Here is a 12784-nt window from a genome sequence, read left to right on the forward strand (position 1 = left end):
CGCCGAGCTCGGCGCGGGCCGAGAGGAGCTGATCGAGGTGGCCCGGCTCGCGCTGACGGTCCTCGCTCCCGCCGGTCACGGGTCGCTCCACCGGTAGTCCGCTCCGGGTTGGTTCCTGGTCGCAACGGCGTGGTCGCAACGGCGTGGTGGTCGGCACGCCCGGGGTGTCGTCGCAGGGTGAGCCGACCGCGGTGGAGACCTCGCGGGTGCCCAGCCGCGTCTCAGGCGGTGCGCCGAGGACCTGACGGACCAGGTCGAGGTCGCTGAGGGTACGTGGCGCAGGACCGGACTGCCCGGCGAACCGCGCGTGCGGGATGCTGGAGGGCATGACGGTCAGCGACGACATCGGCCCCGGCGCCGACCCCGGTCCCGGCCTCCTGCGGGCTGCGGCGGTCCACGCCTGGTCCCTGGACCGCACCCTGGGCCGGTTCCGGGCCGGGACCACCGCCGCACCCGCTGGGCTGCCGCTGCTCGAGCTGCCCGCGGCGCTGCGCGAGCACGGCTACCGCACCGTGCAGCTGTGCCACTTCCACCTCCCGCACCGCGACGGCACCTACCTCGCCGAACTGCGCGCGGCGCTGGCCGAGGCCGGGGTCGTGCTGGACGCGTTCCTGGTGGACGACGGTGACCTGACGCATCCGAGCGAGGCCGCGCGCGAGGAGGCGTGGATCTCCTCCTACCTCGCCGACGCCACCGCTCTGGGGGCCGACCGCATCCGGGTGGTGGCCGGCCAGACGCGCACCGACACCGCGCAGGCCGACAGCTGCGCGGCGCTGGGGCGCATCGCCGCCCGTGCCGGGGACCTGCGCGTGGTCACCGAGAACTGGCGGGACGTGATGCGCGACGCCGCGGACGTCCGGGCCGTCCTCGACCCCCTCGCCGGGGCGGTGGGACTGCTGGTGGACCTGGGGAACTGGACCGGCCCGGGCAAGTACGCCGACCTGGCCGAGGTCACCCCCTACGCGGAGACCTGCCACGCCAAGGCGCACTGGGACGGGAGCGAGATCGACGAGGCGGACTACCGCAAGAGCCTGTCGGCGATCCTCGACGCCGGGTACACCGGTCCGCTGGCCCTGGTCTACGACGCGGTCGACGACGACGAGTGGGCGGGGCTGGCCGTCCAGCGCGCGATCGTCGAGGACCTCCTGCGCTGACCCGGACGAGCACCTGCAAGCGGTGTCGGCGGCGGGCGATGAGCACGTCGACGCCGTCGCCGATCGCGCCGTGAGTGCGAGGCCGGCGGGTGGTCGGGCGCTGCTGCGGTGGCGGTGCGCGCGGCTCGGGGAGGTCGGCGACGGCTCGGGGAGTCAGTGCGGTGATGCGCGAGCAGCGCTGGCCCGGTGGCGGTTGCGCACCAGGCCCAGCAGCAAGCAGGCTCCCCACAGGGCGAACAGCGGATCCCACAGCAGCAGGTGCCCGAGCATGCTCGCCCGGTCCACCGGCCCCGGGACGTGGAGGAGGCCGGACAGGACCAGTGCGGCGCTCACGGTGTTGACCGCGCCGTAGAGCAGCAGGAAGCTGCCGCCGATCCAGCTCGCAGCGCGCACGGGCCGGCGCAGCCGGGGCAGCCGGCCCTCGTGCACGAGCAGCGGCAGCACCGCGGCCAGGGCCTTGACCGCGGCGATCAGGGCCAGCGCCAGGAAGGCGACCAACGGGCCGTGGGCCTTCAGGGTGTCGGCGGGCGCACCGACGGTCTGCAGCAGCCAGGTGCCGCCGAAGGCCCAGTACAGGCTGCTGGTCGCGTGCAGCAGGCCCGCGGCGGCCGCTACCTGCAGGGCACGGCCTCCGGGGGGCGTCGTCACCTCGGCCACGGTAGTCGCGGCGCGGCGCGGAGGGCGCGGCGCGGCTGCTCGGAGGTGTCAGCCGATCCGCTCGGCCGGGGAGACGACGCTCCCCTCCGGTCCGCGCACGTACGCGATCCGGCAGGTGCCCTCGTACTGGCCCAGGCCGCCGACCAGGGCGTACCCGTCCGCGGCCAGCCGCTGGGTGGTCGCGTCGAGGTCGTCGACTCCGAAGGCCACGTTGCGCAGTCCCGGCTCGTTGGCCATCGCGGTGGGCGGGCCCGGCTGGTCGTCCGGCTGGTGCTGGGGCTCCTCGAAGCTGGACGGAGTTCCAGCAGGGTGCCGCCTCGGGGCGATGGGGAAGGCGCTCACCAGTTCGAGGTCGGCGACGGTGATGCCGACGTGGTCGAAGCGGCGGATCGACGGCACCGGGGTTCCCTCCGGAGCCGCTCAACACTCACTCATCCACTCACTGCCGGCGGCGCTGTTCGTCCGTGGACGGGCCGCCCGCCGCCATCACCACCGGGACAGGTGGCAGGGGTGGATCCCATCGGTACGAGCGCTGCTCGGCCGGTGGTGATCGAACCCGCAGCGCGCCACGACCGCGCGCCCTCCAGGGGCCGCGTGGTGGCAGCGGGTGCCCGCACTGACCTGGCCGCGGAGCGGGCGGTGGTGCGAGCGGTGGTGACCGGACCGGGAGCGGTGCTCGACACGTCGTCGCCACCCCTTCGAGTCCGTCGTCACGTCAGGGCGTCTGTGCCCGCAGGCCGTCGAGCAGGACCTGCACGTGCCGCTGGACGCGCTCGTCGTCCTCGGCGACCGGCGCCAGCCCGGCGGCCAGCCCGAGCAGCAGCAACCTGATGTCGTCGGCGTCGACGTCGGAGCGCACGACACCTGCCGCGCGAGCCCGCCCCAGCAGGCACCCGACCGCCTCGTCCAGCTGTGCAGCCGCTCCTGTGGTCGGAGCGCAGCCGGCTCCACCGCCGGTGACGGTCGCACACACGGCGGGGTCGTCCAGCAGTCCGCGCACCACGCTGCCGACCACGCGGGCGAAGCCCCTCCCCGGCTCCTCGTCGCTGGCGGCGCTGCGGACGTCGGCCGCCAGTCGGTGCGCGCCCTCTTCGCCGAGGGCGGCCAGCAGCGCCTGCTGGGTGGGGAAGTGGCGGTAGACGGTGCCGGTGCCGACCCCGGCCAGCCGTGCCAGGTCCTTCATCGCAGGCAACGGCGCCCCGCCTCGCAACTGCTCGCGGGCCGCAGCGAGCACCTGCGCCCGGTTGCGCGCGGCGTCGGAGCGCCGCGGTCCGCCCGGGCCTGCGGGGTCCGGCCTGACCGGGTCCGGGTTCGTCACGCCATCGAGGGTAGAGGAGCGGCCCGCGGTTGTGGAATCCGTTCCGGTTGTGTCACGCTGGGGAACCGGAACGAATTCCACTTCTGGAGGTCGCGGTGCCGCTCGCCCCCGTCCCCTTCACGCCGCAGCACGTGCCCGACCAGCGCGGGCGGACCGTCGTGATCACCGGCGCCTCCAGCGGCCTCGGCGAAGCGCTCGCCGGCACCCTGGCCGCCGCCGGCGCCCACGTCGTCATGGCCGTGCGCTCCCTGGACAAGGGTGCCGCCGTGCGCGCGTCGCTCGCCCGCACGGCCCCGCGCGAGCACCTCGAACTGGCCGAGCTCGACGTCGCCGACTTCGACAGCGTCCGCCGCTTCGCCGCCACGATGGCCGGCCGGCGCCTGGACGTCCTGGTCAACAACGCCGGCGTGGGCAACATCGAGCACCGCATCAGCCTGCAGGGTCACGAGGTCCAACTGGCCACCAACCACCTCGGCCCGGCGCTGCTCGCCCGGCTGCTGCACGAGCAGCTCGCCGGCGCGTCCGATCCCCGCATCGTCACCACCGGGTCCAACCTCTACCGGCACCTCCCGGTGCGCCTGGGCCCGCAGGACCTCGACGGGCGGCGGCGCTACTCCCGCAACGGCACCTACGTGCGCACCAAGACGCTGCACATGCTCTGGGCCGTGGAGCACCAGCGCCGGCTCAGCGCCGCCGGTTCGCCCGTGCGCTCGATCGTGGCCCACCCCGGGATGGTGACCACCCCCATGAACACAGCCCTGACCTCTCGCCGCGACCGTGCGCTGGCGGCGGTGCTCGGCCGGCTGTGGGGGGCGCGGGATCCGGGGCAGGGTGTGCGGCCGCTGCTGTTCGCGGCCACCTCCCCGGACGTCGACCCGCACCTGTTCCCGGGACCCGTCGGAGCCCGGGACGACGCCCTCGTCGGCTTCGAGGCGTTCCGGGCTCCGGTGACCGATGAGGCGCTGGCTGCTCTGGTGTGGAGGAGCACGGCCGAGACGACCCTCGTGGGCCGCGTCGCCGGTCGCTGAGAAGCCGTTGCAGAAGTCGGCGGAGGGCGCGCGGGCGTGTCGTGGTGAGGCGGGCGCAGCCCGGTCCGCACGGCCGTCGAAGCCGCGGTCGAGCTCCGCCGGCCGATCAGCGACGAGCTGTGGGAGTTGCTCGAGCCGCTGGTACCACCACCTCCGCCAGCGGTGCTCCCCTGGCGGAGGTGCCCCCTCGAGCTCGACCACGGATCCAGCTGGGCGTGCTGGCGCCGACTGACGGGCCCGAACCCCGCGGAGACAGGTCGATGTCGGGCTGAGGATGTTCCTGCGTGCGGGGGAGGAGCACCACCTGCTCGTCACCGCCGAGGGCATCGTGCTCCCCGGCGCCGACCATCAGGCGCCGTCGGCGACGCGCTGCTGGCCCTGCCGCCCGTGCCCGTGGTGCTCAGCCACCGCGACCTGCGCGAGGGGCAGGTCCTCGTGCACTTCCCGGAGTCGGGGCGCAGCGGAGGTGGGGCGGACTCCAGGCCCCCCGCGGTGACGTTCCTCGACGTCGACACGGCCGCGCACGCCGACCCGTGCCTGGACGCGGCGAACCTGCTGGCCCACCTCGACCTGGCGCTGGTGCGCGGCGCCGCGCCGGCGGCGCTGCGCGCGGGGCTGCGGGAGGGCTGGGCGGTGTGCGGGCACCCGTTGCTGGACTCGCAACCGCAGCGGCTGGCGCTGTGGCGGACGGCCGCGCGCCTGCGGCTGGTGGCGGTCCACGCCTTCCGCGGACCGGTGCGGAACCTCACGCACTGGATCGGCTGCCGCGCGCTGCGCTGACCGGTGCGGCGCGGCGCAGTCAGCAGGGCCACTGCCGTCAGCAGGGCCACCGCCGTCAGCGCCGCTGAGCCCGACCCGCCCGGCGCCCGGGTGGAGCATCCGGCGCCGGCAGCGGACTCCGCATCCGCAACCGGCCCGGCGCTCAGCCCGCTGCCGGTCGAGTGCTCGGCTCAGTACTTGGCGGACTGACCGCCGTCGACGGGGATGACGCCGGCGTTGACGTAGCTGGCGTCCTCGCTGAGCAGGAAGGCGACCACCGAGGCGATCTGCTCGGCCTGGCCGTGACGCTTGGTCGAGTCGACCTGGATGGACTGCTCGGCGGCCTCGGGCGGGTTGGCCGCGTCCAGCTGGCGCGTGGAGTTCTCGACCATGGGGGTCCAGATGGTGCCGGGGGCGATGGCGTTGGTGCGGACGCCGTGCTGGCCGTACTCGATCGCGGAGTTGCGGGTCAGGCCCACCACGCCGTGCTCGGCGGCGGCGTAGCCGGGCTGGTTGCCGATGCCGCGGATGCCGCCGACGCTGGCGGTGTTCACCACGTATCCGGAGCCCGGCTCGCGCATGACCTTCAGCACCTTCTCCAGACCCAGGAGGACCCGCGCAGGTTGACGGCGCAGACGCGGTCGAACTCGGCGGCGGCGAAGTCCTCGGTGAGGTTCTGGCGGCCTTCGATGCCGGCGTCGTTGAAGAAGCCGTCGATGCGCCCGAAGCGCCGCAGGGTGGCGGCGACGTGGGCGTCGACGTCGCCTTCCTGCGAGACGTCGGCGACGACGGGGAGCACCTGCGCCGTCGGAGGGGGGCGCTGACGGCGGTGGCCGTCCCGTGCAGGCCCTGCTCGGAGGTGTCGACCAGGGCGAGGGGGGCGCCTTCGGTGGCCAGGTGCACCGCGGCGGCGCGCCCGAGGCCGGAGCCGGCGCCGGTGATGAGGACGGTGCGGTCGCTGGAGCGGTCCATGGAGCAGTCCCTTCGGGTGTGTGCGGTTGCCGCACGCGGCGACGACCGTCGTTGACCGCCCGCTGCTGCCACGCCCTGATGCGACACCCGTCGGAGACGCTGCACCTGTACTCGAAGTCTCCACCGGGCAGGGTGGGCCGTCCGGCGCCTCGCTGGACGAGGTCCCCTCGCCGGCTCGGGCCGCTCGTCGAGCGAGAGCCGAGTCGCGCCCGGATACGCTGAGCCGGTGACTCCTGCCGCCAAGTCCTCGCTGCGCGCGCTGGGGTCCATCGAGCTGCAGACCCGCCGCGAGCTCATCCACGCCCGCCTGCGCGAGGCGATCAGCTCCGGCGACCTGGCGCCGGGCACCCACCTGGCTGAGGTCGACCTCAGCGAGGCCCTCGGGGTCAGCCGGGGGACGCTGCGCGAGGCGCTGCGCCAGCTGCAGCAGGAGGGGCTGCTGAGCGCGGACGCGCGTGGGCGGCTGTCGGTGCGGGTGGTCACCGAGCAGGAGGTGGAGGAGATCTTCAGCGTGCGCCATGCGCTGGAGAGCCTGGCGCTGGAGCTGATCTGCGCTCGCGAGGACCGCGCGCCGCTGGTGGCGCAGGCGCGCCGGCAGCTGGAGAGCCTGCGCGAGGCCGAAGGAGACTTCACCGCCCAGCTCGATGCGGACCTGGCCTTCCACGAGCGCATCTGCGAGCTGAGCGGCAACAGCACGTTGCTGCACAGCTGGCGCTCGGTCAGCGGTCTGGCCCGGGCGGCGATCACCGCGGCCGGCTCGCAGACCGCGGTGCACAACATGGCCTACCAGCGCCACGCCCCGATCGTGGACTACCTGCAGGCGGGCGACGCCGCTGGAGGCCGGGACTTCCTGCGTCAGCACATGCACGACGCCGCCCGGCTGATCGAGCAGCGCATGCGCCAGCGCGCGGAGTCCGCCGCCGGCTGAGCCGGCGGTCGGCTCGACCGGCGGTCGACTGAGTTGGCGGTCGACTGAGCTGGCGGCGGACCGGCCCCACGGCCGCTGGCTGAGCCCGAGCCGTCCACGTTCGGCTCGGTCAGCCGCGCCCATGCGCGGGCACGACGGACTGATCACGGTGGACCAATCACGGCACCTGGCTTGACACGCTCGCGCAGCGCCGTGCGACAGTACCCATGTCCTACTGTTGACAGTAGAACGTGACGATCCAGAGCAGGACCGTCCACCGTCGAAGGAGATGGCAGTGAGCGCAACGAGCACACGGGTCCTGGGGACCGAGCACAAGAAGCGGGTGGCCGTCGGCAGCGCCGTGGGCACCACGGTGGAGAACTACGACTTCATCGGCTACGGCACCGCCGCCGCCCTGTACTTCGGTGATGCCTTCTTCCCCGACAGCGACCCCACCACCGCCCTGCTGCTCTCCTTCGGCACCCTGGGCATCGGCTTCGCCGCCCGCCCGCTGGGCGGCATCATCGGCGGCTACCTGGGCGACAAGATCGGCCGCCGCCCGGTGCTGATCACCTCGCTGCTGATCATGGGGGTGGCCACCGTCCTCATCGGCGCCCTGCCGACCTACGAGACCGTCGGCATCCTCGCTCCGATCCTGCTGGTCACCGTCCGCGTCATCCAGGGCCTGGCCTTCGGCGCCGAGTGGGGCGGCGCGATCCTGATGACCTACGAGCACGCCCCCTGGAAGCGCAAGGGCGCCTTCACCGCCATCCCGCAGGCCGGCTTCCCGCTGGGGCTGCTGCTGGCCAACCTGGCCTTCCTGGCCAGCGCGAGCCTGCCGGGCAGCTGGGCCTGGCGGGTGCCGTTCCTGCTCAGCTCCGTCCTCATCGTCGCCGGCATGTACATCCGCCTGAAGGTCGAGGAGTCCCCCGACTTCGAAGACGCCAAGCACAGCGGTGAGCTGGTGAAGAACCCGCTGGCGCAGGTGGTCCGCCAGGACTGGCGCAACCTGGTGCGCGCCTTCGGCCTGCGCATCGCCGAGACGGCCGGTTACGCGGTCTCCATCACCTTCGTCACCTCCTACGTGCAGCAGAACGACCTCGCCGAGCGCCCCCAGACGATCCTGGCCATCGTCATCGCCGCCCTCCTCGGCTTCCCCGCCACCTTGCTGTGGGGGCGCCTGACCGACCGCGTCGGCCGCAAGCCCGTCTACGCCTTCGGCACCGCGCTGATGCTGCTGTTCGGCATCCCGATGTTCCTGCTGCTCAACACCGGCCAGCTGGGCGCGATCATCGCCGTGTTCGTCATCGCCTTCACCCTGTGCCAGAACTCCCTGGCCGGCGCGCAGGGCGCCTGGTTCGCCGAGCTGTTCTCCACCGCCACCCGCTCCTCGGGTGCCTCGCTGGCCTACCAGCTGGCCGCGGTGGTCTCCGGCTTCACCGCCTTCTGGGCCGTCTCCCTCTACGACACCTACGGCTGGGTGGGCCCGGCGGTGCTGTTCATGGTCTACGGCGCCATCGGCCTGATCGCCACCCTGGCCACCCCCGAGACCAACGGGCCCGCCCACCGCGCCGAGATCGAGCGCGCCACCGCAGCCGCCCTGGCGCACAGCGAGGCCACGCACAGCGAGGCGCCGAGCGCCGCCTCCACCACGCGTTCCTGACGCACCCGAGAACTCGCGCACCGCGAACTCGCATCCGCGAACCGCGCGGCCAGACCTTCCGCTGACACCTCCGCCTGCACTCGCTGCCCGAAGAAGAGGACCGACATGAGCTACCAGACCGGCATCGGCCAGCGCACCGCCGTGGTCACCGGCGCTGCCTCCCCCCGCGGCATCGGCTTCGCCACCGCCCACCGCTTCGCCGCCGAGGGCTGGGCCGTGGCGCTGCTGGACGTCGACCAGGCCGGCGCCGAAGCCGCCGCCGACAAGATCGCCAGCGAGTTCGCCGTCCCCGTGCTCGGGCTGGGCGCCGACGTCACCGACGCCGCCTCCCTGGCCCGCTGCGTGCAGGCCATCGCCGCCTCCGACCTGCCCGTGGTCGGTGCCCTGGCCAACATCGCCGGTGTCGCCTCGCCCGTGCCGTTCCTGGACGTGGACCTGCGCGAGTGGAACCGGGTGATCGGCGTGAACCTCACCGGCACCTTCCTGGCCTGCCAGGCCTTCTTGCCGCAGATGATCGACGGCGGCTACGGGCGCATCGTGAACATGTCCTCCGTCTCGGCCCAGCAGGGCGGCGGGGTCTTCTCCAAGACCCCGTACTCGGCGGCCAAGGCGGGTGTGCTGGGCCTGACGCGCTCGCTGGCGCGGGAGATGGCCCCGCACGGCATCACCGTCAACGCACTCAGCCCGGGTGTGGTGGACACCGACATCCGCGCCGGCGCCACCGATGCGGACAACGAGGCGCGCCTGGCCGCGGCGGTGCCGCTGGGCCGCCAGGGCACCCCCGAGGACATGGCCGCCCTCATCGTCTTCCTCTCCAGCCAGGACGCCTCCTACCTCACCGGCACCACCCAGAACATCAACGGCGGTTCCTACATCGCCTGAGCGGTGACCCGATCGCCTGAGCAGCAACCCACCCAGAGTTCCGGACGGAGCACGGCAGTGAGCGTGAACGCACCCCAGCAGGCAGCCCGGCAGACGGCGGCCCGGCAGGAGGCGGCCCGGCGCGTGGGCATCTCCACCATCACCTTCCGCTTCCGCCCGCTGCAGGAGGCGCTGCACCTGATCGCTGCCACCGGCGCGCTCGAGGTGGACCTGGGCGCCATCCCGGCCGTCACCGACCACGTCCCGGTGCCCTTCACCGGTGACCCGCAGGACCACGTCAGCGCCCTGGCCGAGCACGGCCTGCGCGCGGGGGCCGTCAACTCCGACGTCGGCCCGCTCAACGACCCCGCGCTGGAGGCGGCGACGCTTCAGGCGACGGTGCGCCCCCTGGTGGCGCTGGCCGCCGCCACCGGCGCCGCGCTGATCGTGCCGTGCGGCGGGCCGTCGTGGCAGCCGCACGTCGACGAGGAGGCCGACCTGGCCCGCATCGTGACCAACCTGCGGCTCATCTCCCGCCTGTGCACCGAGCAGGGGGTGCGCCTGCTGGTGGAGGTGCTGCACCACCGCCGCTACGTGCACGACGTGCAGCGCGCCGACCGCGTCCTGGAGGCGCTGGGCCCCGAGGAGATCGGGCTGCTGCTGGACACCTCGCACGTGGTCGCCTCCGGTGACGACGTGGTCGCCTGGGCGGTGCGGCAGGCCCACCGCGTGGAGCGGGTGCACCTGCGCGATGCGGTCCCGGGCGACCTCAACGTAGGCATCGGCCGCGGCCACGTCGACTTCCGCGGCGTGCTGAGCGTGCTGGAGACCGGCGGTTTCGCCGGGACCTACGTGCTGGAGCTGGAGACCCACGACATCGCCGAGGAGGAGCGCGAGGCGGACGCGCAGCGCTCCTTCGACGAGGTCGTCGCCCTGCTGGCGAGCGTGGCTCCTCGCTGACCGGCGCGCTGAGCGTTGGCCCGTCGTCGTCCCTCCGGGGGGGGCGGGCGGTTGCGGCCTTCGAGGTTCATGCAGGAGGACGTCGTGACGTGGCGCCCGTCGATGGTGCACCGCTGGTGAGGTGGTTCCTCACCTGCCGGCTCAGGTGCTCGGCCAGCTGGGCGGCCGGAACCGGCCGTGACCAGTGGTAGCCCTGCGCCAGCTGACAGCCCAGCTCGTGCAGCACCTGCGCATCTTCGGCGCTTTCCACCCCCTCGGCGACGGTTTCCAGCCCCAGCGCCTCGGCCAGCCCGATGATGGTGCGCACCAGCGCGGTGTCCTCACCCTGGCTCATGGACTGCACGAACGAGCGGTCCACCTTCAGCACGTCCACCGGCAGCTGGCGCAGGTAGGCCAGCGAGGAGTAGCCGGTGCCGAAGTCGTCGACGGCGATGCGCACCCCGTGCGTGCGCAAGGCAGCCAGCACCTGGCGCGCCTGCTCACCCTCGCGCACCAGCACCGTCTCGGTGATCTCCAGCACCAGCGCCTGCGCGGGCAGTCCGCTCTGGTGCAGCACGCGCCGCACCTCGTCGGCCAGGCCGGGGCGCAGCTGCGCCACCGACAGGTTCACCGCCACCGTCAGCTCCCCGTGCCCGCCGGCGCGCCAGCGGGCGGTCTGCGCGCACGCCTGACGCAGCACCCAGCTGCCCACCGCCTCGATCGCACCGCTGGCCTCGGCCAGGGCGATGAAGCGGTCGGGGAGGAGCAGCCCGCGCTGCGGGTGCTGCCACCGCACCAGCGCCTCCACACCGGTGGTGCACCCGTCGGCCAGACGCACCGTCGGCTGGTAGTGCAGCACCAGCTGACCCGCGGGCGCCGCGCACGCCAGGTCCGCCTCCAGCTCCAGACGCTCGGTGCGCGCCTGGTGCATCGAGCGCTCGAAGAGGACCACCGTCGGGTCCTGCGTCGGGCGCGGAGTGCTCTTGGCCGCGTACATGGCGGTGTCGGCATCGCGCAGCAGCGTCTCGGCGGTGCTGCCCTCGTGGCCGGGGACGGCGATGCCGATGCTGCAACCCACGTGCAGCGAACGGCCCTCGTGCTCCACGGGCAGGCGCAGCCGTGCCAGCAGCCGCTCGGCCACGAGGACGGCGCCGTGGACGTCGGTGCCCTGGAGCACCACGGCGAACTCGTCCCCTCCCAGCCGGGCGGCTGTGTCTTGCGGGCGCAGGCTCTCGCGCACCCGCTGCGCGCACGCCTGCAGCACCGCATCGCCGGCGGCGTGGCCGTAGCGGTCGTTGACGGCCTTGAAGCCGTCCAGGTCCAAGAACAGCAGCGCCGGCGGCGAGCAGGCACCGGCGCCGTGCACGGCCTGCTCCAGCCGGTCCAGGAACAGTGCACGGTTGGGCAGGCGCGTCAGCTGGTCGTAGAAGGACTCGCGCAGGCTGCGCGCGGTGTAGGCGTCGTTGAGCGCCACGCTGGCGTGCTCGGTGAAGGTGGTCAGCAGGTGCTGCGCACCCGATGACGCGGGTGCCAGCGATGCCAGTGGCGATGCGGGATCCGTCGGCGCCCCGGCACCTCGCGGGTCCACCGGGGGCTGCTCGTCGATGAGCACCAGGGCGCCGACGATCCGCTCGTGAGCGCGCACCGGCGCCGCCCGCCAAGAGCATCCCTCGTGCGCGCCGGCCACCTCCGCCTGCGCTGCGACCGCTTGGCCGGCGTGGGCCTCCAGCTGCGGACAGGCCCCCCTGCCGGCGGTGGCCTGGGAGCCGGAGGCGGTGCTGGCGCCGTAGGCGCGCACCTCCAGGCGCGTCGGGTGCAGGGGGCTCTCCAGCACCACCGCCACCGCCTGACCACCGAGCACCCGCTGAGCGCCCTCGCACAGCAGGTCCAGCACCTCCTCCAGGGGACGGCGGTGCGAGATGGCCCGCTGCAGCGTCAGCAGGGTGCTCAGCACCACCTCCCGCTCCTGCAGGGTGCGCAGCAGCTGCTCGCGCTCAGCGGCCAGCTGCTCGCTGTGCTCGCGCTGGCGGCGCTCACGGCCCAGTGCCTGCGCGGCCTGCACCGCCTGCCCCAGCAACCGGCCCACGCCCAGCACCAGCAGGCGTTCGGTGGCCTCGAACGGCTCCTCGGCGCGCGCCACGACCAGCCGTGCCGGGGTGAGCGGGTGCGCCACCTCGGCGTGCAGCACGTACGCGCCCGCCAGGCCCGGCAGCTCGACTGCACGCCCGTCGGTGCGCGCTTCCGCGGCGGCGATCAGCGCTGCCGCGGCGGCATCCTCGCCTGCGCGCAGGCCGATGCTCGCCAGTACCCGCTGCCCGTGCAGGACGGCGACCACCTCGCTGTCCAGCTGGTCGGCGCTCCACTGCACCGCGCAGGCGTTCATCGCCCGTGGGTCACCGGCCTGAGCCAGAGCCATGAGGAGCTCGACCAGTTGCAGGCCCTGCTGCCCGAGCGCCTCCTGCTCGGCCGTGCTCACGGCGTTCACCTCTCCCCGGCTCACTTCGACTCGTCCGCTTCGACCCGTTC

The 12784-nt window shown here is 73.7% G+C and carries 11 protein-coding genes and 1 pseudogene; 7 read left to right on the forward strand and 5 right to left on the reverse strand.

Annotated elements, in window-relative coordinates; translation table 11 throughout:
• Positions 1-326: 326 nt before the first annotated feature.
• Positions 327-1154 (forward strand): sugar phosphate isomerase/epimerase family protein, encoded by an 828-nt coding sequence (locus ACRYM2_RS16170; protein ID WP_432523466.1) that lies wholly within the window; start codon positions 327-329, stop codon positions 1152-1154.
• A 153-nt stretch (positions 1155-1307) separates the two neighbouring features.
• On the opposite strand, the gene ACRYM2_RS16175 is transcribed toward ACRYM2_RS16170, so the two are convergent.
• From ACRYM2_RS16175 to ACRYM2_RS16185, 3 genes are all read right to left on the reverse strand, one after another.
• Positions 1308-1802, reverse strand: coding sequence for a DUF3995 domain-containing protein (locus tag ACRYM2_RS16175; protein ID WP_432523467.1), 495 nt, complete (start codon positions 1800-1802; stop codon positions 1308-1310).
• A 57-nt stretch (positions 1803-1859) separates the two neighbouring features.
• Positions 1860-2210, reverse strand: coding sequence for a VOC family protein (locus tag ACRYM2_RS16180; RefSeq protein ID WP_432523468.1), 351 nt, complete (start codon positions 2208-2210; stop codon positions 1860-1862).
• 316 nt (positions 2211-2526) lie between these two features.
• Entirely contained in the window at positions 2527-3129 is a 603-nt protein-coding gene (locus tag ACRYM2_RS16185; RefSeq protein ID WP_432523469.1) for a TetR/AcrR family transcriptional regulator, read from the reverse strand.
• 95 nt (positions 3130-3224) lie between these two features.
• Between ACRYM2_RS16185 and ACRYM2_RS16190 the strand changes: the two genes are divergently transcribed.
• The gene (locus ACRYM2_RS16190; protein ID WP_432523470.1) at positions 3225-4157 is read left to right on the forward strand and encodes an SDR family NAD(P)-dependent oxidoreductase; all 933 of its coding nucleotides are present in this window, start codon (positions 3225-3227) and stop codon (positions 4155-4157) included.
• Positions 4158-4544: 387 nt separating this feature from the next.
• Entirely contained in the window at positions 4545-4937 is a 393-nt protein-coding gene (locus ACRYM2_RS16195; RefSeq protein WP_432523471.1) for a hypothetical protein, read from the forward strand.
• A gap of 170 nt (positions 4938-5107) precedes the next feature.
• On the opposite strand, the pseudogene ACRYM2_RS16200 reads toward ACRYM2_RS16195, so the two are convergent.
• Positions 5108-5888, reverse strand: a pseudogene (locus ACRYM2_RS16200) (SDR family oxidoreductase).
• Positions 5889-6114: 226 nt separating this feature from the next.
• Between ACRYM2_RS16200 and ACRYM2_RS16205 the strand changes: the two are divergent.
• The 4 genes from ACRYM2_RS16205 (at position 6115) to ACRYM2_RS16220 (ending at position 10279) form a co-directional block, all read left to right on the forward strand.
• Positions 6115-6816: a GntR family transcriptional regulator gene (locus ACRYM2_RS16205; RefSeq protein ID WP_432523472.1), complete on the forward strand. Its 702-nt coding sequence runs from the start codon at positions 6115-6117 to the stop codon at positions 6814-6816.
• A gap of 268 nt (positions 6817-7084) precedes the next feature.
• Positions 7085-8458, forward strand: coding sequence for an MFS transporter (locus tag ACRYM2_RS16210; RefSeq protein ID WP_432523473.1), 1374 nt, complete (start codon positions 7085-7087; stop codon positions 8456-8458).
• Between the two features lie 105 nt (positions 8459-8563).
• Positions 8564-9340, forward strand: a complete 777-nt coding sequence (locus ACRYM2_RS16215) for an SDR family NAD(P)-dependent oxidoreductase (RefSeq protein ID WP_432523474.1) — start codon at positions 8564-8566, stop codon at positions 9338-9340.
• A 57-nt stretch (positions 9341-9397) separates the two neighbouring features.
• The gene (locus tag ACRYM2_RS16220) at positions 9398-10279 is read left to right on the forward strand and encodes a sugar phosphate isomerase/epimerase family protein (protein ID WP_432523475.1); all 882 of its coding nucleotides are present in this window, start codon (positions 9398-9400) and stop codon (positions 10277-10279) included.
• A 67-nt stretch (positions 10280-10346) separates the two neighbouring features.
• Here the strand turns inward: ACRYM2_RS16220 and ACRYM2_RS16225 are convergent, their stop codons facing one another.
• Positions 10347-12734 carry a putative bifunctional diguanylate cyclase/phosphodiesterase gene (locus tag ACRYM2_RS16225; protein ID WP_432523476.1) on the reverse strand — a complete coding sequence of 796 codons (2388 nt, stop codon included), beginning with the start codon at positions 12732-12734 and terminating at the stop codon, positions 10347-10349.
• Positions 12735-12784 lie beyond the last annotated feature (50 nt).

It is taken from the genome of Kineococcus aridisoli, assembly GCF_050871885.1.
Lineage (GTDB): Bacteria > Actinomycetota > Actinomycetes > Actinomycetales > Kineococcaceae > Kineococcus.

Coding starts and splice junctions, on each gene's coding strand:
- ACRYM2_RS16170 (WP_432523466.1), top strand. CDS start 327: ATGACGGTCAGCGACGACATCGGCCCCGGCGCCGACCCCGGTCCCGGC.
- ACRYM2_RS16210 (WP_432523473.1), top strand. CDS start 7,085: ATGGCAGTGAGCGCAACGAGCACACGGGTCCTGGGGACCGAGCACAAG.
- ACRYM2_RS16215 (WP_432523474.1), top strand. CDS start 8,564: ATGAGCTACCAGACCGGCATCGGCCAGCGCACCGCCGTGGTCACCGGC.